Origin of the sequence: Erwinia sp. S38, assembly GCF_016624545.1 — a bacterium.
GTDB classification, from domain to species: Bacteria; Pseudomonadota; Gammaproteobacteria; order Enterobacterales; family Enterobacteriaceae; genus Erwinia; species Erwinia coffeiphila.
Genome location: NZ_JACVTS010000041.1, coordinates 1 through 23,082 on the forward strand (window position 1 = coordinate 1; position 23,082 = coordinate 23,082).

At 52.9% G+C, this 23,082-nt stretch carries 26 protein-coding genes and 3 tRNA genes; 11 read left to right on the forward strand and 18 right to left on the reverse strand.

Annotated elements, in window-relative coordinates:
• The first annotated feature begins 382 nt into the window (after positions 1-382).
• Positions 383-2,062, forward strand: a complete 1,680-nt coding sequence (gene agp, locus IBT46_RS26140) for a bifunctional glucose-1-phosphatase/inositol phosphatase (protein WP_200548029.1) — start codon at positions 383-385, stop codon at positions 2,060-2,062.
• Between the two features lie 79 nt (positions 2,063-2,141).
• Here the strand turns inward: agp and IBT46_RS26145 are convergent, their stop codons facing one another.
• The 3 genes from IBT46_RS26145 to wrbA form a co-directional block, all read right to left on the reverse strand.
• Positions 2,142-3,512 carry an NAD-dependent succinate-semialdehyde dehydrogenase gene (locus IBT46_RS26145; RefSeq protein ID WP_200548030.1) on the reverse strand — a complete coding sequence of 457 codons (1,371 nt, stop codon included), beginning with the start codon at positions 3,510-3,512 and terminating at the stop codon, positions 2,142-2,144.
• Between the two features lie 150 nt (positions 3,513-3,662).
• The gene (locus IBT46_RS26150; RefSeq protein ID WP_105593389.1) at positions 3,663-3,893 is read right to left on the reverse strand and encodes a YccJ family protein; all 231 of its coding nucleotides are present in this window, start codon (positions 3,891-3,893) and stop codon (positions 3,663-3,665) included.
• A 17-nt stretch (positions 3,894-3,910) separates the two neighbouring features.
• Positions 3,911-4,510, reverse strand: a complete 600-nt coding sequence (gene wrbA / locus IBT46_RS26155) for an NAD(P)H:quinone oxidoreductase (RefSeq protein WP_200548031.1) — start codon at positions 4,508-4,510, stop codon at positions 3,911-3,913.
• Between the two features lie 254 nt (positions 4,511-4,764).
• On the opposite strand from wrbA, the gene IBT46_RS26160 reads away from it, so the two are divergent.
• Positions 4,765-5,691 carry a DMT family transporter gene (locus tag IBT46_RS26160; protein WP_105593555.1) on the forward strand — a complete coding sequence of 309 codons (927 nt, stop codon included), beginning with the start codon at positions 4,765-4,767 and terminating at the stop codon, positions 5,689-5,691.
• On the opposite strand, the gene rutG is transcribed toward IBT46_RS26160, so the two are convergent.
• From rutG to rutA, 6 genes are all read right to left on the reverse strand, one after another.
• Positions 5,688-7,016, reverse strand: a complete 1,329-nt coding sequence (gene rutG, locus IBT46_RS26165; RefSeq protein WP_200548032.1) for a pyrimidine utilization transport protein G — start codon at positions 7,014-7,016, stop codon at positions 5,688-5,690. The two genes, IBT46_RS26160 and rutG, sit on opposite strands and share 4 nt — an antisense overlap.
• Positions 7,017-7,109: 93 nt before the next feature.
• Complete coding sequence (rutF, locus tag IBT46_RS26170; RefSeq protein ID WP_200548033.1) at positions 7,110-7,622, reverse strand: NADH-dependent FMN reductase RutF; 513 nt, start codon at positions 7,620-7,622, stop codon at positions 7,110-7,112.
• Positions 7,607-8,431: a pyrimidine utilization protein D gene (gene rutD / locus IBT46_RS26175; RefSeq protein ID WP_200548034.1), complete on the reverse strand. Its 825-nt coding sequence runs from the start codon at positions 8,429-8,431 to the stop codon at positions 7,607-7,609. The genes rutF and rutD overlap by 16 nt, the downstream gene beginning before the upstream one ends.
• An 11-nt stretch (positions 8,432-8,442) precedes the next feature.
• Positions 8,443-8,829 carry a pyrimidine utilization protein C gene (gene rutC / locus IBT46_RS26180; RefSeq protein WP_200548035.1) on the reverse strand — a complete coding sequence of 129 codons (387 nt, stop codon included), beginning with the start codon at positions 8,827-8,829 and terminating at the stop codon, positions 8,443-8,445.
• A gap of 27 nt (positions 8,830-8,856) precedes the next feature.
• Positions 8,857-9,603 carry a pyrimidine utilization protein B gene (rutB, locus tag IBT46_RS26185; RefSeq protein ID WP_200548036.1) on the reverse strand — a complete coding sequence of 249 codons (747 nt, stop codon included), beginning with the start codon at positions 9,601-9,603 and terminating at the stop codon, positions 8,857-8,859.
• Complete coding sequence (gene rutA, locus IBT46_RS26190) at positions 9,603-10,694, reverse strand: pyrimidine utilization protein A (protein WP_200548037.1); 1,092 nt, start codon at positions 10,692-10,694, stop codon at positions 9,603-9,605. The genes rutB and rutA overlap by 1 nt, the downstream gene beginning before the upstream one ends.
• Positions 10,695-10,985: 291 nt before the next feature.
• Between rutA and rutR the strand changes: the two genes are divergently transcribed.
• Positions 10,986-11,651, forward strand: coding sequence for an HTH-type transcriptional regulator RutR (rutR, locus tag IBT46_RS26195; protein ID WP_200548038.1), 666 nt, complete (start codon positions 10,986-10,988; stop codon positions 11,649-11,651).
• 59 nt (positions 11,652-11,710) lie between these two features.
• Here rutR and cycA read toward each other — a convergent pair whose 3' ends face one another.
• Positions 11,711-13,105 carry a D-serine/D-alanine/glycine transporter gene (cycA, locus tag IBT46_RS26200; RefSeq protein WP_200548039.1) on the reverse strand — a complete coding sequence of 465 codons (1,395 nt, stop codon included), beginning with the start codon at positions 13,103-13,105 and terminating at the stop codon, positions 11,711-11,713.
• Positions 13,106-13,918: 813 nt separating this feature from the next.
• On the opposite strand from cycA, the gene sdiA reads away from it, so the two are divergent.
• Both sdiA and IBT46_RS26210 read left to right on the forward strand, forming a co-directional pair.
• Positions 13,919-14,641, forward strand: a complete 723-nt coding sequence (gene sdiA / locus IBT46_RS26205; protein WP_200548040.1) for a transcriptional regulator SdiA — start codon at positions 13,919-13,921, stop codon at positions 14,639-14,641.
• A 128-nt stretch (positions 14,642-14,769) separates the two neighbouring features.
• Complete coding sequence (locus tag IBT46_RS26210; protein ID WP_200548041.1) at positions 14,770-15,393, forward strand: acyl-homoserine-lactone synthase; 624 nt, start codon at positions 14,770-14,772, stop codon at positions 15,391-15,393.
• On the opposite strand, the gene IBT46_RS26215 is transcribed toward IBT46_RS26210, so the two are convergent.
• Together IBT46_RS26215 and IBT46_RS26220 are read right to left on the reverse strand one after the other, a co-directional pair.
• On the reverse strand, positions 15,390-15,728 hold the full coding sequence (locus tag IBT46_RS26215; RefSeq protein WP_105593377.1) for a GlpM family protein: 339 nt from the start codon (positions 15,726-15,728) through the stop codon (positions 15,390-15,392). The genes IBT46_RS26210 and IBT46_RS26215 overlap by 4 nt on opposite strands.
• Positions 15,729-15,870: 142 nt before the next feature.
• Positions 15,871-16,095 (reverse strand): DUF2594 family protein, encoded by a 225-nt coding sequence (locus tag IBT46_RS26220; protein WP_105593376.1) that lies wholly within the window; start codon positions 16,093-16,095, stop codon positions 15,871-15,873.
• Positions 16,096-16,619: 524 nt separating this feature from the next.
• Here IBT46_RS26220 and uvrY point away from each other — a divergent pair.
• The 6 genes from uvrY to IBT46_RS26250 all read left to right on the forward strand — a co-directional run bounded on the left by uvrY (position 16,620) and on the right by IBT46_RS26250 (position 20,190).
• Positions 16,620-17,276, forward strand: a complete 657-nt coding sequence (gene uvrY, locus IBT46_RS26225) for a UvrY/SirA/GacA family response regulator transcription factor (RefSeq protein ID WP_105593375.1) — start codon at positions 16,620-16,622, stop codon at positions 17,274-17,276.
• 1 nt (position 17,277) lies between these two features.
• Entirely contained in the window at positions 17,278-19,104 is a 1,827-nt protein-coding gene (uvrC, locus tag IBT46_RS26230; RefSeq protein WP_200548042.1) for an excinuclease ABC subunit UvrC, read from the forward strand.
• 71 nt (positions 19,105-19,175) lie between these two features.
• Positions 19,176-19,724: a CDP-diacylglycerol--glycerol-3-phosphate 3-phosphatidyltransferase gene (pgsA, locus tag IBT46_RS26235; protein ID WP_105593373.1), complete on the forward strand. Its 549-nt coding sequence runs from the start codon at positions 19,176-19,178 to the stop codon at positions 19,722-19,724.
• Positions 19,725-19,897: 173 nt separating this feature from the next.
• A tRNA-Gly gene (locus tag IBT46_RS26240) sits at positions 19,898-19,973 on the forward strand.
• Between the two features lie 44 nt (positions 19,974-20,017).
• A tRNA-Cys gene (locus IBT46_RS26245) sits at positions 20,018-20,091 on the forward strand.
• A 13-nt stretch (positions 20,092-20,104) separates the two neighbouring features.
• Positions 20,105-20,190: transfer RNA gene (locus IBT46_RS26250), tRNA-Leu, on the forward strand.
• A 115-nt stretch (positions 20,191-20,305) separates the two neighbouring features.
• Here IBT46_RS26250 and IBT46_RS26255 read toward each other — a convergent pair.
• The 6 genes from IBT46_RS26255 to IBT46_RS26280 form a co-directional block, all read right to left on the reverse strand.
• On the reverse strand, positions 20,306-21,328 hold the full coding sequence (locus IBT46_RS26255) for a tyrosine-type recombinase/integrase (protein WP_105595583.1): 1,023 nt from the start codon (positions 21,326-21,328) through the stop codon (positions 20,306-20,308).
• Positions 21,328-21,573, reverse strand: a complete 246-nt coding sequence (locus IBT46_RS26260; RefSeq protein WP_200548043.1) for a DUF4224 domain-containing protein — start codon at positions 21,571-21,573, stop codon at positions 21,328-21,330. The genes IBT46_RS26255 and IBT46_RS26260 overlap by 1 nt, the downstream gene beginning before the upstream one ends.
• 48 nt (positions 21,574-21,621) lie before the next feature.
• Positions 21,622-21,954 carry a hypothetical protein gene (locus IBT46_RS26265; RefSeq protein WP_200548044.1) on the reverse strand — a complete coding sequence of 111 codons (333 nt, stop codon included), beginning with the start codon at positions 21,952-21,954 and terminating at the stop codon, positions 21,622-21,624.
• Positions 21,947-22,585, reverse strand: coding sequence for a hypothetical protein (locus tag IBT46_RS26270; RefSeq protein WP_200548045.1), 639 nt, complete (start codon positions 22,583-22,585; stop codon positions 21,947-21,949). Before IBT46_RS26270 ends, IBT46_RS26265 begins: the two co-directional genes overlap by 8 nt.
• The gene (locus tag IBT46_RS26275; RefSeq protein ID WP_200548046.1) at positions 22,582-22,968 is read right to left on the reverse strand and encodes a hypothetical protein; all 387 of its coding nucleotides are present in this window, start codon (positions 22,966-22,968) and stop codon (positions 22,582-22,584) included. Before IBT46_RS26275 ends, IBT46_RS26270 begins: the two co-directional genes overlap by 4 nt.
• Positions 22,965-23,082 (reverse strand): 3'-5' exoribonuclease domain-containing protein (locus IBT46_RS26280; protein ID WP_200548047.1); only part of this gene is annotated, 118 nt, incomplete at its 5' end. The genes IBT46_RS26275 and IBT46_RS26280, both read right to left, overlap by 4 nt.

A 23,082-nucleotide genomic window follows, 5' to 3' on the forward strand; every position in this document is an offset into this window, starting at 1 on the left:
AAACCGGCGACGGGAAACCGTTCTAGAGTTCGAATCTCTACGCTTCCACCATCCATTCTGACCCCGAGCTTGAAGAAGCTCGGGGTTTTTGCTTTTTACAGCTATCACCTCAAACGTCTTCTGTTTTCCCTCACATCCTGCTATTTTCTTGCTGTAATGAGCGATTGAGCATTACCGAAAACATCTTGTTTCTTTTCAATCTTCTAATGCCACTAAACCGCCGGGGGCAGAGTCTGCTATATTCTCAATATCGATGATGATTGTGAGTTTCTGGACTTTCTCTGGAGAGCGGTGGTGGTGACCCAGCGTTGTGCGCTGTTTTCTTCTGTGCTGCACGTTTATCTGCCAGTTATTCACCCTGATGAATCAATGGAATACACCTATGATTAAAAAGTTAAGTCTCTGTGCACTCGCTGTATGCTCTGCACTTTCCGGCGTGTCTGCATGGGCTGCCGATAGCGATTACCAGTTGGAACAGGTGCTGATGATGAGCCGCCACAACCTGCGTGCGCCGCTGGCGGACAATGGTAGCGTGCTGGCACAGGCGACGAAAAAAGCCTGGCCGAAGTGGGATGTACCGGGTGGTCAACTGACCACCAAGGGCGGCGTGCTGGAAGTTTATATGGGGCGCTATACCCGCGAATGGCTGGCGCAGCAGGGGCTGATTAAAGATGGCGAATGCCCGTCTCCTGACGCGATCTATGCGTATGCCAACAGCCTGCAGCGTACCGTCGCCACCGCGCAGTTCTTTATTACCGGTGCGTTCCCGGGATGCGATGTAGCGGTTTCTCATCAGGATGAAATGGGATCGATGGACCCGATCTTTAATCCGGTTATCACCAGCAACAGTGAAGACTTCAACAAGCAGGCGCTTTCAGCGATGAATGCCGAAGGCGAAAAGCTGGCGCTTAAGCCTGCATTCCAGCGCCTGGAAAAAATTATCGATTATAAAAACTCTGCGGCCTGCAACGGCAAAAAACAGTGCGATCTTTCCAGCACCAATCAGAACACCTTCAGCGCCGACAGCGGCAAAGAGCCCGGCGTTTCTGGTCCGCTGAAAGTGGGTAACTCACTGGTTGATGCGTTTACCCTGCAGTATTACGAAGGCATGCCGCTCGACCAGGTGGCATGGGGACAGATCAAAACTCCGGAGCAGTGGAAAGAACTGTCGGCCATTAAAAATGGTTATCAGGACACACTGTTCACCTCTCCCCTGGTCGCGCGAGAAGTGGCTGCCCCGCTGGTGGACTATATTCGCAGCATGCTGATCGACCAGGATAAAGACAGCGCGCCGAAAGTCACGCTGATGGTCGGCCATGATTCTAATATCGCCTCATTACTGACCGCACTGGACTTTAAACCTTATGATTTAGCGGATCAGAACGAGCGTACGCCGATTGGCGGAATGATTCAGTTCCAGCGCTGGCTGGATAAGAAAAACAACCGTGAGCTGGTGAAGGTTGAATACGTTTATCAGAGCACCGAGCAACTACGCGATGCAGAACCTCTGTCGCTGGATAACCCGCCGAAACGCGTGACCCTGCAAATGGCCGGCTGCCAGACTGATGCTAACGGTTTCTGCCCGTGGGATCAGTTCACTGCGGTGTTGAATACTGCGCTGCAGGGTACGTCAATGCAGGTTGCTGAACCTGTTGCCGCCTCAGCCGATGCGGCTGACGTAACGAAAGAGGCATCGGACAAAGCTGCTGCCGATCAGGCTGCTGCTAAAGCAACACAGGATAAACCCGCGACGGAAGCCAAAGATAAAGCGACGGCTGAACAGCAGGCAAAAGACAAGGCAGCTCAGGAAAAAGCGGCGAAGGAAAAGGCCGCCGCGGAGAAGGCGGCAGCTGACAAAGCTGCTGCTGAGAAAGCCGCAGCCGAAAAAGCTGCCGCAGAACAGGCAGCAAAAGATAAGGCGGCCGCCGATAAGGCCGCTGCTGACAAAGCGGCAGCGGATAAAGCCGCAGCAGAGAAAGATACGGCCAGCGAAACTAAGACCGCTCAGCCTGATTCCGCCAGCAGCGCTGATAAAACACAGGCGCAGCCGTCAGCGAGCTGATTGCGTTTTTCCAGACACGCCAACGTTAAAAGGCCGACACCCGGGTGTCGGCCTTTTTTTCACTATTTTCAAGGTGGGCTTATTTGCTGATTACCACCAGCTTTTGATTCACAAACTCTTTAATACCAAGATCGGAAAGCTCACGGCCAAAACCAGAACGTTTGATGCCGCCAAACGGTAACTCCGGTGCGGTATTACTGGCCGAGTTGATATACACCATGCCGGTTTCAATACGCGATGCCAGCGCTTTGCCGCGAGCGATATCTCCGGTGAACACGGCACCACCCAGACCATAGTGGGAGTCGTTAGCCAGTTTGACCACCTCATCGTCATTACGCACGATGTAGATCTGCGCTACCGGGCCGAAAAACTCTTCAAACCAGGCGGGGTTATCGCGGGTTATTCCGGTAAGAATGGTTGGCTGATAGAAACAGCCTGCACCGTCCACCGGCTTGCCGCCCAGCACCAGTTTTGCGCCTTTTTCAACGGCCTGTTTCACCTGTTTCTCAAGGCGATCGCGCGCTGCTGCGGAAGAGAGTGGGCCAAGCGTCGTGTTGGGATCTAACGGATCGCCAATTTTCACCGCCTCAAAAGCGGCAACGAGTTTTGCCATAAACGTCTCGGCGATCTTCTCGTGTACGAGGAAACGTTTCGCGGCGGTACACACCTGACCGCAGTTACTGAGGCGCGCACCTGCACCCGCCTTCACGGCTTTGTCCAGATCGCAGTCATCGAGCACCACGAAAACGTCGTTACCACCGAGTTCAAGGGTCGTTTTCTTCAGATATTTGCCCGCCTGCTGCGCTACCGCACTGCCCGCACGTTCTGAACCGGTAAGGGCTGCGCCCTGTACGCGGTCATCAGCAATCAACTCTGCGATTTGCTCATTACTGGCGAACAGATTGGTCCAGGCACCTTCCGGCGCACCGGCCTGGCTGACCAGGTCAGCAAACAGCGTTGCGCAATGCGGAACGTTTTGCGCATGTTTTGCCAGCACCGGATTACCGGCAGCGAGGTTAGGAGCCAGCACCCGCATCAACTGATAGAAAGGAAAATTCCACGGCTCAACGGCGACCAGCACGCCGATCGGATGATGTTCCACCCAGGCCTCACCCAGCTCGCTGGGATAACGTACCGGAGAAAGGAAACGCTCGGCGTTTTCGGCATAGTAGCGAGCGATCTGTGCACAAAGCTCAACTTCTCCCCGGCTTTGGCCAATCAGCTTGCCCATTTCTTCACTGGCGGCGGTGGCCAGTTCCTCTACGCGTTCCTCGATCAGCGTTGCCAGCTTCTGTAATACCTGCAGGCGCGGTTGAATACTCCCTTTCGACCAGTCGGAGTGATACAACGCATCGGCGGTTGCCAACGCCTGTTCTACCTGTTCGTCAGTGTGCGCGGGCCAGGACTTTATCAGCTTATTGCTCGCGGGATTGATGGTCTGATAGGACATTCTACGCTCCTTGGTCGTTAGTCAGCCCTGGCGGGCTGAAATGTGTCACGTGGAATTAAGCGTAGTAGAAACCTTGAAGTGCATGCCAGGTTATCGGAAGACTCCCAGTGGGCTACAAACAAAAAGGGCGGGAAAATCCCGCCCCTGGCTTCAGACGTTTTTGCGTTCGACGACTTTGTTATCCCAGGTCAGCACATCGTCTTCGGTTTTGTTAAATGCGCGGATAAGAACGTCGTCACTTCCCTGCTGCGCCCAGATTTGTTCGGCAAGGCGTTCATCATAGTTAGCCACCTCAAAGATGGCTTCGGCGATTTCCAGCGAGGTACAGCGCAGGGCGGCCCATTCTCCTACGTGATGAGCCTTAGATTGTTGTGTTGCCATAATTGCCTCCTGTCAGATTATCCGTTGAGTTTCACTGCCAGCCCGGCAACATATTCACCCTGATAGCGGGCAATATTGAGTTCTTCCTCACTGGGCTGACGGGAACCATCGCCGCCGGCAATTGTGGTCGCGCCATACGGCGTCCCGCCGCGCACTTTGGAGATATCGAAGAGTTCCTGCGTTCCGTATCCGATGGGAACGATTACCATGCCGTGATGGGCGAGGGTGGTCCAGGTTGAGGTGATGGTCTGTTCCTGACCGCCCCCGGTACCGGTAGAGGCGAAGACGCTGGCGAGTTTGCCGTAAAGGGCACCGGAGGCCCAGAGCCCACCGGTACGATCGAGAAAGTTACGCATCTGCCCGGCCATATTACCGAAGCGGGTCGGTGTGCCAACCAGGATGGCATCATAGTCTGCCAGTTCTTTCGGGTCAGCCTCCGCTGCGGTCTGGCCGGTTTTACCGCCAACCTCGGCAAAACGGGCGGCATCCATCGTCTCCGGCACGCGTTTAATGGTGACTTCTGCACCTGGGACTTTACGGGCACCTTCTGCAACGGCCTGCGCCATTGTTTCAATATGTCCGTACATGGAGTAATAGAGCACTAGAATTTTAGCCATACGCTACTGACCTCCTCAACGCTAAGTTAATTTTTAACTGATTTTTCAGTATAGAAGATGCCTCTGCGGCTGCCTGGCGGCAGATCAATTTTGTATTAAAAATCATTGCAGGATGGTCCAGAGTCTGGCTATGCAGGCGGCGGGCAGGGCCAGCAAACCCGGCAGGGTGTGATGAACGCAGCCCAGACCGTGCGGTGCTTGACCGGATGCCGTTATCCCCGCACACTGACGCCAAAATTACAGCAGAGTGCGTTATGTCTGGTTTACTTTCCCGTTATAAATTCTCCATTAATACCAGCGAGCTGGTACTTATTCTGATCACCATGGTCTGGGGTGGGACGTTTCTTGCCGTGCATCATGCGATGACCGTCAGCGGCCCGTTCTTTTTTATTGGCGTGCGGTTTGCCGTTGCGGCGCTGTTGCTTGGGCTGGTTTCATGGCGCGTTATGCGCAACGTCACCTGGCCTGAGATCAAAGCCGGTGTGCTGATCGGCATTGCGATTGGGTTAGGGTATGGCCTGCAGACTTATGGTATGCAAACCATCTCCAGCAGCAAGTCGGCCTTTATTACTGCAATGTACGTACCGCTCGTTCCGCTAATGCAGTGGGTGTTTCTGCGTAAAATGCCGGGGCTGATGTCGTGGATTGGCATTGCGCTGGCGTTCAGCGGACTGCTGTTGCTGGCCGGGCCCGATGGCGGAGAGGTGGCGTTTAACGTCGGTGAGATTGCCACGCTGCTCAGCACGCTGGCGATTGCCGCAGAGATCCTGCTTATTGGAGCCAGTGCGGGGAAAGTGGATGTGCGGCGCGTGACCGTCATTCAGCTGGCCGCCGCCTCGATTTTTGGTTTTCTGATGATGGCCCCGAACGGCGAGTCTGTTCCGGCGTGGAGCCCGTATCTGCTGTACAGCGCGGTGGGCCTGGGTATCGCCAGCGCCATCATTCAGGTGACGATGAACTGGGCACAGCGCAGCGTTTCTCCGACTCGCGCCACCGTGATTTATGCCGGTGAACCGGTATGGGCAGGCGTTGTAGGGCGCATTGCCGGAGAACGCCTGCCGGCTATCGCTCTGCTGGGCGGCGCATTGATTGTAATGGGGGTACTGGTTAGCGAGCTGAAACTGAAGCGCAAAAAAAAGGCGAAGGGATCGCCTTCGCCCGTAGAGTGTAAAAACGGCTAACTGTCCTGGCGTACTACGCTGCCGTCGCTTAAGGCAGCGGCACGCTTATGGCTCAGAATCGCATTGAGCAGAATCGCACCAAACGTCGCCGTACCGATGCCGCCAAGTGTGAAGCTGCCGATTTTCAGTGCGAAATCACCCGCACCCAGTACCAGTGTCACCGCCACCATAATCAGGTTACCGTTCTGGCTAAGATCAACGTTGTTCTGTACCCAGATCCGCGCACCGGCCACGGCAATCAGGCCGAAGACCACGATCGAGGCACCGCCGATGACCGGGCCCGGAATCGTGTGGATCAGCGCACCAAACTTAGGTGAAAAGCCCAGTACCATGGCAATCAGCGCTGCTGCAACGAACACCAGTGTCGAATAGACTTTGGTTACGGCCATCACCCCGATATTTTCCGCATAGGTGGTCACGCCCGTTCCGCCTGCGCTACCGGAAATCATCGTAGCCAGACCGTCACCGACGAACGCACGGCCCATCCACGGATCGAGGTTGCGCCCGGTCATTCCGGCCACGGCTTTGATATGGCCGAGATTTTCCGCCACCAGAATCACCGCCACCGGCGCGATCATCACGATAGCCTGAGTGCTAAACGTGGGTGACGTAGTCTGCGGCATACCGAACCAGGCCGCAGCGGCCAGCGGGCTGAAGTCCACCGGCGTGCCAAAACCCAGCACGTTGGTCATCAGTGCATAAATCGCCCATGCGACAATCAGCCCGACCAGGATGAGCAATCGCTGCACCATGCCGCGGGTAAAAACCGCCACCACGCCGATACACATCACCGTCATCACCGCCATCCAGCTGTCGAACATCGAAGCGGATACGCCGCGAACCGCAATCGGCGCCAGGTTCAGGCCGATGGCCATGACCACCGCCCCGGTGACCACCGGCGGCATCATCTTTTCGATCCAGCGGGTTCCCGCCTTCATCACCACAAAGCCGATCAGCGTGTACAGTGCGCCGCAGGCAATGATCCCGCCCAGCGCAACGCTGATATTGGGGTTGATGCCCTGGCCGTTAAATCCGGTGGCGGCGATGACCACGCCGACAAACGCCGCACTGGAACCGAGGTAGCTGGGAATACGCCCGCCGGTCACCAGAAAGAACAGCAGGGTGCCAATACCCGACATCAGGATCGACAGGTTAGGATCAAAACCCATCAGCAGCGGCATCAACACGGTGGCACCGAACATCGCCACCGCGTGTTGCAGGCCCATAATCAGGGTTTGCCCGACGGGCAACGCTTCATCGGGCGCGACAATATCCTGCGCTGACGCCGTTTTTTTCGACCATTGAGGAAACCAGGAACTCGCCATCGTCTTCTCCAGAGTGTCATAACCACATTGACCGGCCGCGTTGCCGCTGAATGAGCCAGTAGGTATGCGGGCCGTGTAGCCCGCGAAGAAAAATCAGAAACTGTGCTCTCCCACCGGGTGATAGCGGCGATCGAAATAGATCAGGCCGCTTCGGCTATCGCCAAACACCAGCGCGCGGGTTTCACAGACCAGGATGTCATGTGTACCGACGCTGACAATCTGGCTGACGATGCAATCAAATGAGGCCAGCGCGCCGCTGAGGATCGGTGACCCGGTTACCTGGGTCGTCCAGTCGGCGGCAATAAAGCGCTCGGCCATTGGCGTTTTACCGCCGAACAGACCGGACAGCGACTCATGACCTGCGGCCAGCGTATTGACGCACAGCTGCATGTTCTCTCTGAATACCTCGTATACCGAAGCAGAACGATTCAGGCATACCAGCAGCGTCGGAGGTGAATCCGTGACGCTGCACACCGCCGAGGCGGTAAAGCCAGCGCGCCCCGCGGGGCCGTCGGTGGTGATAATATTGACGGCGGCGCCAAGGCGAGACATGGCATCACGAAACTGCTGTTTTTCTACCGTCGGGTCATTCAGGGTTTCAGCCATATCAGCTCCATATCAACGGTTTCGGGGCTACGTTCGGTATGCTGCAGCCAGGTCAGTAAATGGTGATTAAAGGTGGCACTGTCGGTAACGCTCATGGCATGGCCTCCCCAGTTCATTTGTTGTAGCGTGGCATTGGGCAGAGCAGCATGCAGGCGTTCGGAACAGATCCAGGGAACCAGCAGATCGTCGCGGGAGCAGAGCAGCAGTACCGGCTGGGTGATACGCGCCGCCTGCGTGCTGTAATCACAGCTCATCAGCGCGTGCAGTCGTTTAAGCAGATTCTCCATCCCCTGAAAATGCGCGGTATGCAGGGCATCTTCGGCTTCAATACGGTCCTGATGTTCCGACAGCCAGTCTGCGGGATAGAGAAACAGCGGCTGAGCGCGGACATAAGCCTCGACACCCGTATTGAGTAACAGATCCTGACGCACGCGAAAGCAGCGACGGGTATGGGCATCCAGCTGAAGCCAGCCGTTGAGCAGTACGAGTCTTTCCACCCTTTGCGGATGGTCGAGCGCCAGCTGCATGGCGATCATCCCGCCCAGCGCGTGGCCGATAACATCGAAGCGTTCAATCCCATGTCGGTCTAGTAGCGCGATCAGCTCGTCGGCCATATCCTGCATGCTGTAACCGTCAGGCAGGCTGTCCGCGCTGCGACCGGTGCCGCGCTGGTCATATACCACCACGCGATAGGCGGCGCGAAGGGCGTTCATTTGCGGTAGCCAGAAGCTCCCCAGTCCGCCCAGTCCGGCGGACAGTACAAGGGTCCTGGCATCGGGATCGCTACGGCCTGACAGTTCGATATGCATCAGGTATCCCCTTATTTACCGATATGCGCCACGCTGGCGATTTCAACCAGTGCATCCGGTTTCACCAGCCCGCACTGAATGCAGAAACGGGCGGGCTTCTCGCCGGGGAAGTAGTCGGCATACACCGCGTTCACCGCCGCGTAGTTGCTCCAGTCGGTAATAAAGATGGAGTTAAAGGTCACGTCATCCATCGTGCCGCCTGCCGTTTCGATAACGCTCTTAATCGTTTCCAGCACGTGGCGGGTCTGCGCCGCCGCGTCGCCAACGTGGACAACGTTATTGTCCTTATCAAAAGGTAGCGTTCCGGAAACATACACGATACCGTCGGCCAGCGTGCCGGGGACGAAAGGTGCTATGGGGATGCTGGTCCCGGGTGGCGTAATAATGGTTTTAGGCATGATGGTTCTTCCTCAGTCAAGTGATGGTTATGCCGTTTGCGGCAGCGCGTTTTGCCCGGCCTTCAGCGTGGCGCAGAAGCTGTCAACGTTAGACACCCAGCCGAAAAAGGTCTCGATATTGAAGATCGCCGCCTGCTGGGCAAACAGCGGTCCGGCCTGATAGGTCGCATCTTCCAGTACGATGCCGAAATATTCGAGGAAGAAACCATCACGCAGCGTTGACTCAACGCAGACGTTGGTCGCGATTCCGGTGAATACCAGATGGCGGATGCCGCGGCTGCGCAGCATGCTGTCGAGTGCGGTATTAAAGAAGCCACTGTAGCGGGGCTTGGGTAAAACGATATCGCCGGGCTGCGGGGTAAGCTGATCGACCAGCTGATAGTCCCAGGTTCCTTTGGCCAGCAGCGTACCCTCCAGTTCAGGGCGCTGGCGCATGGTTTTCAGGGCGTTGGATTTATGCCAGTTTGGCGATCCGGGGCCGCCTGCTTCAACGTAGTTATCGTCCCAGCCGTTCTGGAACCAGATAATCTGTACCCCGGCTTCGCGCGCGGCGTTAACCGCAATGTTAATCCGATCGATAACCGGTCGTGTTGCCGAAACATCAAATCCTGCCAGATCCAGATAGCCACCGGGCGTGGCGTAGGCATTCTGCATGTCGACCACGATCAGCGCGGTCTGCTCGGGCGGGAAGACGATATCCTCCGGACGGGCAGGGAGGGTAACGGCATGTGTTGTTGATGCGGTGGTACAGACTACGGCGCGTTTCGCGTTCATTATGCTACCTCTTTCGCGATATCAATCAGGCCAGCGCGGCTCTTCATCAGTGGCTGAATGCGCTCGCCAAAATCTTCAATGCCCTGCAGGAAATCATCAAACGTCAGCAGGATGCCCTGAGTACCGTCCACGGTGGCGGCCTCATCCAGCATGCGGGCCACGTTGGACCATGAACCCACCAGGGTCCCCATATTGATGTTGACCGCTGACGTCGGGTCGGCCATCTGGCGGACGTTGGTATCGCTCCCGGAGCGTTTATCCTGCTGGCTCTGGGTGGTCAGCCAGGCGAGTGCTTCCTCATCTGCACCGTCTTTGTAGTGTTCCCATTTGGCGCGGGCGGCCTCGTCGGTTTCCGCGGCAATAATCATAAACAGTACGTAAGAGCCCACGTCGCGGCCTGCGGCATCGGCGGCAGCCTTCATGCGAGCGGCGGTAGGGGCAAAAGCAGTTGGCGTGTTGACGCCTTTACCGAAGCAGAAGTTGTAGTCCGCATGCTGCGCCGAAAACGCCATTCCGGCGTCGCTCTGCGCGGCGCAAATCACTTTCATCGGGCGCTGCGGCTGCGGGCTGAGGCGGCAGTCGTTCATGGTGAAGAATTCACCTTTCAGGTCGGATTTACCGGTGCCCCACAGATCGCGCAGCACATTGACGTATTCCGTCAGGTAGTCGTAACGGCGGGAGAAATATTCATCGCCCGGCCACAGTCCCATCTGGTCGTATTCGGGTTTCTGCCAGCCGGTGACCAGATTCACACCGAAGCGGCCGCCGGAAATAGAATCAATCGTTGAGGCCATCCGCGCCACAATGGCCGGAGGCAGAGTCAGGGTGGCTGCGGTGGCATAAATCTCGATGCGGGAAGTCACGGCGGCCAGACCGGCCATCAGCGTGAAGGATTCCAGATTGTGGTCCCAGAACTCCGTTTCACCGCCAAAGCCGCGCAGCTTAATCATCGACAGGGCAAAATCGAAGTTGTAGGCCTCCGCTTTCTGCACAATGGCTTTATTCAGCTCGAAAGTTGGCATGTACTGCGGCGCGTTGCGGGAGATCAGCCAGCCGTTGTTACCGATAGGAATAAAAACACCGATTTTCATATGGAACCCTCTGATTAATTGAAAGATTTAATCCCGGCGCTGCGTTGCATCCTGCGGTTTCCATTAAAGCGGCGCGTTGCAGGAAAGAGTGCAAAGGTTATGCCAAAATTAAAAATGTTAATTAAAACAATGGGTTGTTTTCTCTCTATGAATTTAAAGGTAGAGCAGTCGGTCAAAACGGACCATTTGATAAAAAATAACTGCACAAAAAACTGGCAGCGGTGCGCAATAAAAGTGCAGCGTCGCGATTAGGTGTGATTCGGGTGATTTGGTATTATCCCCGCAACCCATATGGATCACGGAGTCACGGTGAATTCGACAGATAAACAACCGGTCAAAGCCCCGACGCGGCGCTCCCGCGCGGTCGCGGCGAAGCGTTCCGCTATTCTGGCGGCGGCGCTGGAGTATTTTTCACAGTTTGGCATCCACGGCACCAGCCTGGATAAAGTGGCCGAACGCGCCGATGTATCCAAAACCAATCTGCTGTATTACTTCCCTTCTAAGGAAGAACTGTACATTGCGGTGTTAAAAGATCTGCTGGATATCTGGCTGGCACCGCTGCGAGCGCTGCGCGCCGACCAGCATCCGCTGGAGGCTATTCGCCAATACATACGTCTTAAACTGGAGGTATCGCGCGATTATCCTCAGGCCTCCAGGCTGTTCTGTATGGAGATGCTGCAGGGGGCACCGCTGCTGAAGGCTGAGCTGGCGGGGGATTTGCGCCATCTGGTTGAAGATAAGGCGACAATCATTGAACAGTGGGTTCGCGAGGGAAAACTGGCGGAAGTTCAGCCACACCATTTGATTTTTATGCTGTGGGCAACCACGCAGCACTATGCTGATTTTGCGACTCAGGTTGAAGCCGTGACCGGCCAGACGCTAAGCGATGAAGCCTTTTTTAATCAGACGGTGGAAAACGTGCAGAAAATGGTGATTGAGGGAATACGAGTACGCTAAGCCTGGCTGACCGCTAAAGCAGGGCAGTCCGACGATGGACTGCCCCGTTCGGGTAAGGCTTAGGCTTTTTTGCGGCTGCGCAGGAACCAGCCTGTGGCCAGCATCAGGAACCACAGCGGCGTAACCATCAACGCCTGGCGAGTATCTTCTTCCAGCGTTAACAGCACCAGTACGAAGGCGAAGAAGGCCATGCACACCCAGCACATAAACTTGCCCAGCGGCATTTTATAGCTCGACTCCGCATGGCGCTGCGGATGCTTCTTGCGGTAGGCGAGGTACGAGCACAGAATAATCGTCCAGACGAACATAAACAGAATGGCGGAGACCGTGGTGACCAGGGTAAACACCGTCATGACGTTCGGGATCAGATAAATCAGTGCCACGCCGCCCAGCAGGCAGAAGCATGAGAAGAACAGGCCCGTTGTTGGTACTGCACGGCTTGAAAGCACACCAAAACGACGATGCGCCACGCCCTGCTGTGACAGGCCGTACAGCATACGGCTGGTAGAGAAGATACCGCTGTTGGCGGAAGAGGCCGCTGAGGTCAGCACCACGAAGTTAACGATGCTTGCCGCAGCCGGCAGACCAATCAGCACAAACATTTCAACAAACGGGCTGCGGTCGGCGACGACCTGATTCCACGGCGTCACGGCCATAATCACCATCAGTGCCAGCACGTAGAACATGATGATACGCAGGGGAATGGCGTTAATTGCGCGCGGCAGCACTTTTTTCGGGTCGTGCGTTTCGGCAGCTGCGGTGCCCACCAGTTCGATACCGACGAAGGCGAATACGGCAATCTGGAAGCCGGCAAAGAATCCGCTCAGCCCTTTCGGGAACATACCGCCGTGATCCCAGATGTTGCTTAAGGAGGCAGTACCGCCGCCCGGCGAAGGATAGTGCATGGCAACCAGTACAATACCAGTGGCAATCAGCGCAACGATGGCGACGATTTTAATAATGGCGAACCAGAACTCCATCTCACCAAACAGCTTAACGGTGGCGACATTGAGCGATAAGAACACCACGATACACACTAGGGCACTCATCCAGATAGAGAAGTCAGGGAACCACAGCTGGAAGTAGGAGCTGATAGCCACCACGTCGGCAATACCGGTAACAACCCAGCAGAACCAGTAGGTCCAGCCGGTAAAATAGCCGGCCCACGGGCCAAGCAGATCCGCCGCAAAATCGCTGAAGGATTTGTATTCAAGATTGGAGAGCAGCAGCTCACCCATGGCTCGCATGACGAAAAACAGCATAAAGCCGATGATCATGTAGACGAAGATGATCGAAGGCCCGGCCAGGCTGATTGTTTTTCCCGATCCCATGAACAGCCCGGTACCGATGGCCCCACCGATGGCGATAAGCTGGATATGCCGATTGTGCAGGTTACGCCGTAGCGTGTCCGGGCCTTCCTCTGAAAGCGTTGCCTCTTTTGATTGATCAACCATTAAGGTTCTCCTGTCGTGTTCTGTCCTGTGTAAATGAGTTAAAGCTCTGATGGCTTTTATTTCATTCGGTCCTGCCATGATTAGCTGGCATAAGATAGTGTAATAACGCTTTAAACGGGTAATTCTTTTCGGTAATAGTGATGGCGATCGAAGCGAATGATTCCGGTTGACACCACAGGAAGAGGAGCTTAACGCAAAATCAGAATGATAAAGCAGAAAAAACAACGACATTGCGTTAAAGCGGTATTGTCTGCTCAAAAAAACGCCATGCTAAAGGGGGCAGGGTTGGATTCCGGATTAGGAACGTCAAAGAGGAATTGTGTAAACAGATAATGGCTTGCGCCTATTTTGAACATTTATGGCGATTTCAGTTCATCGGCGAGGTTGGTTAATGATATAAAAATCAATCAATTAGTTATCACCGGGTATTCTGGTTTGGCTGCAGTCACTGTCAGGGGAAGACAACATGCAGATCAGGGGGAAAAAAGCGCAAAGTTGATGTATGCTGATAAGATAAATCCTATGATACAAGTGTTATCTGAGGCTTAATGATTGTTGCAAAGTGGGAAGTCAGGACACTCAGGTGATAATAACATACGGTATTGTGATGGATTGGATAAAAGTTGGGCTTGTTTCGGTGAAAAAATAGCTACACTTAATAAAAATTAGTAAACGGTCCTGTAATTTACTCACGAAAACATTATTACAATAATCATTTATCTGGTCACATTTAATGTCTAATTACACAGCAATATTTACAATGAAAACCAGAATCAACGCGAGTGGGTTCCCTTACGTTCCGTTGGGGAATTGATGACTGCTGATACTTATTTCAATTGGCGAGACGAAGTTCAATCAGCATTCAGTAAAGAGACTGAAATTGAACAGGTGACTCTGTTAATTGAGCAACAGGCAAAACGTCTTGGGTTCGATTTTTATGTGCTTTTCATCAAGCACCCTGTGCCATTTACTCGGCCCAAAACCTTCTATTACTGTAATTTACCTGAGAAATGGATAAATTTTTATTTTCAGGAAAACTATTCCCCTGTGGACCCTATCCTGCAGAATTGTCACCTCCCGGGAAGTCTGTGGGTGTGGGACGATGAAAGCGCAGGCGAAGGGGCTGTCATGATGCGTGCGGCAAGGCGGCATGGGATTTATCACGGCATCTCAATCTCAGCCATCGCACAAAACAGAGCAACGGGGATATTATCATTCGCCTCATCAGATCCGTTAAATAATGTAAAGTTAACCACTGAGTTACAACTTAAACTCCAGTATATGGTGGAACTGTCGCTGGCGACGCTCAGCCGGCTTGAAGATATTTCCATGGTCTCTGTGAAACTGGAATTAAGCGATCGCGAGCGCGAAATCCTTAAATGGACGGCGGAAGGAAAAACGTCAGCTGAAATATCGCTGATACTCTCTATTTCTCAGCACACGGTTAATTTTCATCAGAAAAACATGCAAAAACGATTGAATGCGCCAAACAAGACGCAAATTGCCTCTTACGCAGCTGCAATCGGTTTGATCTGAAAAACAACGCAACTACTAATTTTGGTAGTTTCGTATTACTAATTGGTTGTCTACCCTTCGCAAGGGTAACAACCCTGCGCGTCCCGCCCGGGGTGGTTTTCGTGCGGGAGTGCGACGGGGATTTATAAATGAAAATTATCCAGACCAAACTGAAGGATATGCCTTCCTCGTTGCTGGCCGAATTGGGAAGCTACCGCTACAGCGTGTTTGCCAGAGAAGAAGGTTGGTCAATTCCTTCACGACTCAGTACCCCAGGCCAGGAGTACGATCGCTTTGATCGTTCCGATGTCTGCTGGCTGATCGCCTGGCATGCACAGCACGGCATTTGCGGCTGTGCCCGGCTGATGAAATGGCAGTGCCCGGAAAATAGCGAACTTTCTGACGCCGATCGGGAAAGCCTCGACGGTGGACAAATTTGGGAGATGTCCCGTTTTTCAGCGCGCCTGGAGATAGACAGTGAGCTGCCATTAAATATCTTATGGCACGCGCTTCAGCTCGCTGAACAGTCCGGAATCAGCAATTTATTCAGCGCCGCGACACCGATGCTGGAAAACATGTTCGGTCAGTATCAGGTTAACTATCTGCAATTGCCGCCGGGCGTTATTCAGTCGGAAGATAATCTCTTTGCTGTAAGAATACCGATATCCCAGCCTCATCTGGCCAGGCGTTTCCATGGCTCAAGACGTTTTAAGCCTGAAGAGGTCCTGCCGTCTCTGGGCGTTTCAATCAGCTGGGGTATGCGCGGGCGCTAAGCCTGCCATTTCGACCACAGCGTTATCAACAGCCATGCCGCCGCGGACCAGCAGGCTACCGCGGCCATCAGCGCAGGCACCAGCCGCATCATATTGATGAAATACCACAGCGATAACAGATAAACGAAGTAGGGAATGATCGCCCACATGCCAAACAGGATGGTTGCGCGCAGCGCCTCGACTCCACGCTCGCTTCCGACGATATAGTGTGCAATCAGCGCAAAAGTGGGAAACAGGGGGATCAACCCGGCAAGATAGTAATTACGTGTTTTTGCAAGAATGCCGATGAGTAACACAACGACAGCACCAAGTATCGCTTTGATAAGTAAGGCCATTATTTCATCAACTGGTTATTGTTTATTTTTCTGAGTGCCTGACGCTTATCCGGTGATGCAGAAGGGCGGTATCGTCAGGGAAAATTAGGTACGGCCGATGCCGACAGCGGGATCGATAGCCCTGCTGCCGGCCCCTGTCTGGTTACTGGCGGAAAGCGTGTTTGATTTGTTTTACGGTGTTGCTGAACACTTCAGCCTGCTGTTCATCTTCCAGTCCCGCAATGTAGCGCTCCATATTGATGATCACTTTGCCTGCGTCGGCCTGACCAATCGATTTCAACATCAGCGTAACCAACGCCTTCATGCAGGTGACTTCGTTAGCTAATGCTTTAACGTCTTCACTGGTTGAAAAGTCAATCTGACTCATGATCTCTCCTGATAAATGATAAAAAACATGCTCCTGAGCCACAGGGCAGGGCGCGAAAAATTGTTAAAAGTATATCATACATAGCATAAAAAAAATCAGACGGGCATGCTTCGTTTTCGCTCTCGTTTACGAAGTAAAGCGTGATGCAGTAACGGTAACGCCATCCTGCTTACTTATCGCTTTAGACTAAACTTAATTTAAGTTCGCAGAGATATCCGGATGTCTGTAGAATTTACTTAACGAAGAGTTGTCGCGACTGGTTTTATCTAATGCTATGTAATTGCTGGTTATTGTGTATTTTTCATTTATTTTGGTAAGTATTTATTGCAATTTTTCCGATGAATATCAATGTCTCTGCCATAGAGATCTTCATGAGCGTTATTTTTTATTTTGCATTATGATTTAAGAAACGAAATTGTTAGTCGCTGTGTTAAATATGTTCTACCAGTGAAAAAAAAGTAGTAGAATAATGACCCTGCGTTATTGCACATCATCACCTGCCTCAGCCATTTAGGGAGTTCCGTTTGATAAGCGTTTTTCTCGTCGATGACCACGAACTGGTGCGTACAGGGATCCGTCGCATACTGGAAGATATCAAAGGTATCCAGGTTGTAGGTGAAGCCAACTGTGGTGAGGATGCAGTGAAATGGTGCCGCGGCAACAATGTTGACGTGGTGCTTATGGATATGAACATGCCAGGTATTGGTGGCCTTGAAGCTACGCGTAAAATTGTGCGCTACTCGCCGGATGCTAAAGTGATAATGCTGACCATTCATACTGAAAGCCCGCTTCCGGCTAAGGTAATGCAGGCGGGTGCATCAGGTTACCTGAGTAAGGGAGCGGCTCCGCAGGAAGTGGTCAACGCGATCCGTTCCGTCAACGCCGGGCAGCGCTATATCGCCTCTGATATCGCACAACAGATGGCGTTAAGCCAGATAGAACCGCAGTCAGAATCACCTTTGAGCTGTTTGTCAGAACGCGAACTGCAGATTATGCTAATGATCACCAAAGGACAGAAAGTGACTGAGATTTCCGAGCAGTTGAATCTCAGCCCTAAGACGGTGAATAGCTACCGCTATCGTATGTTCAGCAAGCTGAATATCAGTGGTGATGTTGAGTTAACGCATCTGGCTATTCGCTATGGTCTGTTCAATTCGGAACCGTTAATCAGCAGTGAGTAGTATGGTATTTGATGCCCGTTCCTTTCTAAAAACCGTTACCAGCCAGCCTGGTGTCTATCGTATGTACGACGCCAGTGAAACGGTCATTTATGTTGGTAAAGCAAAGGATCTGAAGAAGCGCCTCTCCAGCTATTTTCGCGATAATCTTGCCAGCCGAAAAACGGAAGCGCTGGTGGCATTGATCCAGCAGATAGATGTGACCGTGACCCATACGGAAACAGAAGCCCTGCTGCTGGAACACAACTATATAAAGCTCTACCAGCCGCGCTATAACGTTCTGCTGCGTGACGATAAATCCTATCCCTATATCTTCCTCAGCGCTGATGCCCATCCGCGCCTTGCCAGCCATCGCGGTGCCAAACATGCGAAAGGCGAGTACTTTGGTCCTTTCCCTAATGGCTATGCGGTGCGGGAAACGCTGTCGCTGTTGCAAAAGGTGTTTCCCGTTCGCCAGTGTGAAAACAGCGTATACCGCAACCGCACGCGGCCCTGTTTGCAGTATCAGATTGGCCGCTGTTTAGGTCCGTGCGTAAGCGGGCTGGTGAGTGAAGAAGAATACGCCCAGCAGATTAACTACGTGCGGCTGTTTCTCTCCGGCAAAGACGATCAGGTTCTCAACCAGCTGGTCAGTCGGATGGAGGCTGCCGCCATGGAGCTGCGTTTTGAAGAGGCTGCACGCCTGCGCGATCAAATCCAGGCTGTGCGCCGCGTAACGGAAAAACAGTTCGTTTCCAATCAGGGCGATGATATGGATGTCATCGGCGTTGCATTCGATGGCGGCCTGGCCTGCCTGCACGTGCTGTTTATCCGGCAGGGCAAGGTGCTGGGCAGCCGCAGCTATTATCCGAAGGTCCCGGCAGGAACGGATCAGGCCGAGGTGGTGCAAACCTTCGTCGGGCAGTTCTACTTACAGGGCAGCCAGGCCCGAACGCTGCCGTCAGATATCCTGCTTGATTTCACGCTACCGGAAAAAGATCTGCTGGCTGAGTCCCTGACCGAGCTTGCCGGGCGGCGGGTTAGCATACAAAGCAAGCCCCGTGGCGATCGCGCGCGCTATCTGAAGCTGGCCCGGACCAATGCCGCCACGGCGCTGGCGACGCGGCTGGCACAGCATTCCACCGTTCATCAACGGCTGTCAGAGCTGGCTCAGGTGCTGGAACTGCCTGAAATCAATCGAATGGAGTGCTTCGACATCAGCCATACGATGGGGGAGCAAACTGTGGCTTCCTGTGTGGTATTTGATGCTAATGGTCCGGTGCGCAGTGAATACCGGCGTTATAATATCAGCGGAATCACGCCTGGGGATGACTACGCGGCGATGAATCAGGTACTGCGCCGCCGTTATGGCAAAGAGCTGGAAGAGAGTAAAATCCCCGATGTGATTCTGATTGACGGCGGTAAAGGTCAGCTGGCGCAGGCAAAAAGCGTTTTTGCGGAACTGGACGTCAGTTGGGATAAACAGCATCCTTTGCTACTCGGTATTGCGAAAGGCACCGATCGCAAAGCGGGGCTGGAAACACTGTTTTTCGAACCGGAGGGGGAGGGATTTTCTCTGCCGCCGGATTCCGCTGCGCTACATGTATTGCAGCATATTCGTGATGACTCTCACAATCATGCAATTACGGGTCATCGCAATAAACGGGCGAAAGTGAAAAATACCAGCGCGCTGGAAACGATAGAAGGCATAGGCCCGAAACGTCGCCAGATGCTGTTGAAGTATATGGGGGGCCTGCAACCGCTGATAAATGCCTCGGTGGAAGAGATTGCCAAAGTACCGGGAATATCGCATGCGCTGGCCGAAAAAATCTTCTATGCGCTGAAACACTAAGCATTGCAACACCCGTAGCAATGTAGGAACATAGAGACAAACTCTACTCTGTCCAAACAGTTAGCATAATTATGCCATTTAATATCCCGACCTTACTGACCCTGTTTCGCGTAGTTTTAATTCCATTTTTCGTGCTGGCGTTCTACCTGCCGTTTGAATGGGCTCCACTACTCTGTGCATTGATCTTTGTCGTTGCTGCGGTAACGGACTGGTTCGATGGATTTCTTGCCCGTCGCTGGAAGCAAACCACCCGTTTTGGTGCGTTCCTCGATCCGGTGGCCGATAAGGTGATGGTTGCCATGGCGCTGGTGCTGGTGGCGGAATACTTCCACGCATGGTGGATCACCTTGCCTGCCGCAACCATGATTGCCCGTGAAATTATCATTTCTGCGCTACGCGAGTGGATGGCGGAAATCGGTAAACGCAGCAGTGTTGCCGTCTCCTGGATTGGTAAAGTGAAAACCACGGCGCAGATGCTGGCACTTTTTGCTCTGTTATGGCGTCCGAACTCGATCGTTGAGGGCATTGGGGTGGCTGCACTTTACATTGCCGCCGTGCTGACTTTCTGGTCAATGTTCCAATATTTGAGCGCTGCACGCGGTGATTTGCTCGAACGTTGATCGAAGCGACTTAAAAAGCAGCAAACGGACGCATTGTACGGATAATTTGATTGACTCAGTGCGCCATCTCAGTAGAATGCAACGCATCGAAAGGCAGCACGGTCTGCCAGAAGATAAAGCAAATCAGCAGCTTCTGAGTTTCACTCAAACAAAGTAGCAAAGTTGATGGCCAAGCGGGAATAGCTCAGTTGGTAGAGCACGACCTTGCCAAGGTCGGGGTCGCGAGTTCGAGTCTCGTTTCCCGCTCCAGTTTAAGTCAGCAGAGAATTTCTCTGAAGGCAAAAAAGAATAAAGGCGCGTTGGCAGAGTGGCCATGCTACGGATTGCAAATCCGTCTACCTCGGTTCGACTCCGGGACGCGCCTCCAATCTTACATCCAGGCCCGGATGGTGAAATCGGTAGACACAAGGGATTTAAAATCCCTCGGCTTATGGCTGTGTGGGTTCAAGTCCCACTCCGGGCACCATATTCGCACTGTCGATTAAAACGAATAAAATCAAAGCAATATGTAGTAATGTCGTGACCGCCCAAGGGCGGTTTTTTTGTTTCCGCCCTCAGTTTCCTAATACCCATTCCTAATATTATTCTGCTTTCTTCTGCCCACCGACTACCGGAACCACCACAATCTTCCTGTCATATCGTGCCGTTTGTTCAACATTTTTATGGCCAGAAATAGCCTGCTTTTCATAGAGACTACCGGACAGATCAGAAATGCCTTTTGCTTTCAGATCGTGAAAAGTGAAGTTAAAGTCAATTTCAGGGAATGCGGCTTTCGCATCCTGTTTGGCTTTCAACCAACGGCTATTGAAACCATCCCGCGTATATTTGCTACCCGACGGCTGGTGGATGACATAGATAGTGCTCATGCCTGATTTTAGTGGAAGGGCGCTGCACGCTTTTATTACACTCTCAAGCCTTGGACTCCAGGCTTTTATCTGTGCAACACTCGTTTTGCTCTGCTTGATCAAGATACCTTCCTCGATCAGTTGGCCCTTCTTCATTTCAAGAACGTCAGCCTGACGTGCGCAGCAAAGGTAAGCCAGTTCCATAGCAACCTGGACCACGGGTGGTGAAACGCTGTAGAGGGCAGAGTATTCAGCGTTAGTAATATAACGGTCACGCGCCACCTCTTTAAACTGTTTAACGCCTTTGGTGGGATTGCCCTTTACCATTCCCCGTTCATAACCCCACCGGAACACGCGGGAGATAAAAGCTTTTTCGCGGTTAGCCTGCGTCCTGCTTTTAAGTCCTCTTTTATCCATGTACTTGCGTATGTGTTCTGGCTTGATTGCATCTGGTGGCATTTTTCCGAAAACAGAAAGCACTTTAACTGAGTATTTTCTATAGTCTTTCTGGGTTTCGAAGGACAATTCAAAGAAATCAGCGGAAGTGAAAAAGCTCTCTGTAAGCCCTTCAAAAAAATCTTCATTCTTGCGATCGTTTATGAGCGCCTCGTACGCGGTCCACACTTCAGCCTGGGTTGAATCAAAGCCGCATAATCGTATGGCACCACCATTTTTTGGGTGAAACTCATATGCTGATCTGCCCCGGTATGTCCGGGGCGGCATCCATAAATCTGCTTTATTTGCCCGTGGTCGTGCCATTAATCCAATGCTCCAAAGTTTGGCTCGCAACCGTCATCAGTTTTAGCTTTCCTCTGCGAAAGGGGATCGTTAAAGTGCCGCCATGTTGTGCGCGGTCGGCCGTCTCGCCGGATAATGAAAAATATCCCAGCTTCACGGAGGCTTTCGCATTGCTTTGAAGGAATTTTGTAGCCGGTCAAAGCAAAAATATCGGCATCAGAAATGATATCGTTATCTCCGTGTATTGCTGAAACGCTTTGGCTCATGGTTATCTCCCAATCCTGCTGCAACAGGTTAAAAATCATCGTGACATGTCACACTGTTAATTTGAGCGCCTGCCATCCGCTTGTTACCCAGCACGCCACTTCACCGACACAAGGGCAGCTGGTAACCGGTGCTTTGTCACCACACTTGCCGCAATGACCTACTATTTTTAGTAGGTGCTGTAGCTCGGCATTATCACGGCGAATCAGCATCGCGACGTACTCGTTAAGCTCATACGGTTCCCGGCCGGGGCGGCGGGCTGCGCAGTTCTGCTCGAGCATAACCAGCTCCTGCTGGTCGAGCTGCAGTTCCAGCTTGCGGGTGCCGGTGGCAGCCTGGCGGGCGCGCTGATCGGCTTTGCGCTCGGCGGGGGATTTAGGCATCGCGGTAATCTCCTCGCTGCTTAGCGGCAAAGTAGGCATTCTCTCTGGTTGTGGGGATCAGTGCCCACTCTTTCACCTGCCTTGGCGTTGTTTCAAAATTTGATATTTTCTGAACTGTCACACCAGATTTTTCATATCCAAGCACGCGGCAGGCAAATCCTTTGTCATATTTGCCATCGAAAATGCAGTAAGTGCCCACCGGAATTTTCTGTTCTCCCTTGGGCTTTCTTTTCGGTAGATTAGAGAGGTTTTTCTTTTCCGGAGTAAATGCAGGCTTCTGCGCATCCCGGCGCTTTAGCTCTGCGCGTAGTCCGTAATTCTCATCTGTAAGTGTTGTGTTTCTAACGGCCGTTCGACGCTCACTCTCCGCGTATTCATCACGCTCACGCTGCGCCGCCTCAAGTTGCCGCTTCAGCTCTCCGTTTTCCTCAGCGAGGGATGTAGCAGCCTCCCAGTTCACAGCCTGTTCGTGCTGAGCCGCTTTCAACTGGTCAATCAGCTTTACAAGGCATTGCGGGCTGAATTTATCGCTCAGCGCATCAGTAGCCTTATCCCATGCCTTAGAACCCTGCTCGGCGTCAGCTACGGCTGCGGCCAAGGTGCGTAGTTTATCCAGGGAGATATTATTCATGGCTGCTGCTCCAGTGTCACACTGTCATCGCGGAGTTCATCTGAATCGTAACAGCCGTAGCCATTGCAATCAGGACACTCGCCGTCGTCTTCTGGGCTGTGTCCAGAGCCATGACATTTGTTACAAACATCTGAATACATGTTATCCACATTTCCCCCCTGTTCAGCTAAATATGCAGCAATGATAGGGTACTGGCTGAAATCAACTCGGCCCTTGTATTGCATAGCCACGCGAACGAATGCATCAATATCAAGCATCGGAATCACTTCGTGAGAATGATCCCCATGTGTTCGTTTAAAGTACTCAATAGCTTCTTCTCTCCGGTTCTGCTGGGTGCTGTTATCAATCCCGGATGAATTGCGATGCTGGCTTTTTGAGATCATGGGTGCACCTCGCTGGTGGCCGGAATTAACTTCTGCCAGATAACGGAAACGTATTGCGCCTGATGGATAGCATCATCCAGTGCGTTGTGACGATCACCGGGGAAGGGCATATCA

Bases quoted from the DNA above. Each gene is read 5' to 3' on its own strand.
- agp (WP_200548029.1), top strand. From the start codon at position 383: ATGATTAAAAAGTTAAGTCTCTGTGCACTCGCTGTATGCTCTGCACTT.
- IBT46_RS26145 (WP_200548030.1), bottom strand. From the start codon at position 3,512: ATGTCCTATCAGACCATCAATCCCGCGAGCAATAAGCTGATAAAGTCC.
- IBT46_RS26150 (WP_105593389.1), bottom strand. From the start codon at position 3,893: ATGGCAACACAACAATCTAAGGCTCATCACGTAGGAGAATGGGCCGCC.
- wrbA (WP_200548031.1), bottom strand. From the start codon at position 4,510: ATGGCTAAAATTCTAGTGCTCTATTACTCCATGTACGGACATATTGAA.
- IBT46_RS26160 (WP_105593555.1), top strand. From the start codon at position 4,765: ATGTCTGGTTTACTTTCCCGTTATAAATTCTCCATTAATACCAGCGAG.
- rutG (WP_200548032.1), bottom strand. From the start codon at position 7,016: ATGGCGAGTTCCTGGTTTCCTCAATGGTCGAAAAAAACGGCGTCAGCG.
- rutF (WP_200548033.1), bottom strand. From the start codon at position 7,622: ATGGCTGAAACCCTGAATGACCCGACGGTAGAAAAACAGCAGTTTCGT.
- rutD (WP_200548034.1), bottom strand. From the start codon at position 8,431: ATGCATATCGAACTGTCAGGCCGTAGCGATCCCGATGCCAGGACCCTT.
- rutC (WP_200548035.1), bottom strand. From the start codon at position 8,829: ATGCCTAAAACCATTATTACGCCACCCGGGACCAGCATCCCCATAGCA.
- rutB (WP_200548036.1), bottom strand. From the start codon at position 9,603: ATGAACGCGAAACGCGCCGTAGTCTGTACCACCGCATCAACAACACAT.
- rutA (WP_200548037.1), bottom strand. From the start codon at position 10,694: ATGAAAATCGGTGTTTTTATTCCTATCGGTAACAACGGCTGGCTGATC.
- rutR (WP_200548038.1), top strand. From the start codon at position 10,986: ATGGATCACGGAGTCACGGTGAATTCGACAGATAAACAACCGGTCAAA.
- cycA (WP_200548039.1), bottom strand. From the start codon at position 13,105: ATGGTTGATCAATCAAAAGAGGCAACGCTTTCAGAGGAAGGCCCGGAC.
- sdiA (WP_200548040.1), top strand. From the start codon at position 13,919: ATGACTGCTGATACTTATTTCAATTGGCGAGACGAAGTTCAATCAGCA.
- IBT46_RS26210 (WP_200548041.1), top strand. From the start codon at position 14,770: ATGAAAATTATCCAGACCAAACTGAAGGATATGCCTTCCTCGTTGCTG.
- IBT46_RS26215 (WP_105593377.1), bottom strand. From the start codon at position 15,728: ATGGCCTTACTTATCAAAGCGATACTTGGTGCTGTCGTTGTGTTACTC.
- IBT46_RS26220 (WP_105593376.1), bottom strand. From the start codon at position 16,095: ATGAGTCAGATTGACTTTTCAACCAGTGAAGACGTTAAAGCATTAGCT.
- uvrC (WP_200548042.1), top strand. From the start codon at position 17,278: ATGGTATTTGATGCCCGTTCCTTTCTAAAAACCGTTACCAGCCAGCCT.
- pgsA (WP_105593373.1), top strand. From the start codon at position 19,176: ATGCCATTTAATATCCCGACCTTACTGACCCTGTTTCGCGTAGTTTTA.
- IBT46_RS26255 (WP_105595583.1), bottom strand. From the start codon at position 21,328: ATGGCACGACCACGGGCAAATAAAGCAGATTTATGGATGCCGCCCCGG.
- IBT46_RS26260 (WP_200548043.1), bottom strand. From the start codon at position 21,573: ATGAGCCAAAGCGTTTCAGCAATACACGGAGATAACGATATCATTTCT.
- IBT46_RS26265 (WP_200548044.1), bottom strand. From the start codon at position 21,954: ATGCCTAAATCCCCCGCCGAGCGCAAAGCCGATCAGCGCGCCCGCCAG.
- IBT46_RS26270 (WP_200548045.1), bottom strand. From the start codon at position 22,585: ATGAATAATATCTCCCTGGATAAACTACGCACCTTGGCCGCAGCCGTA.
- IBT46_RS26275 (WP_200548046.1), bottom strand. From the start codon at position 22,968: ATGATCTCAAAAAGCCAGCATCGCAATTCATCCGGGATTGATAACAGC.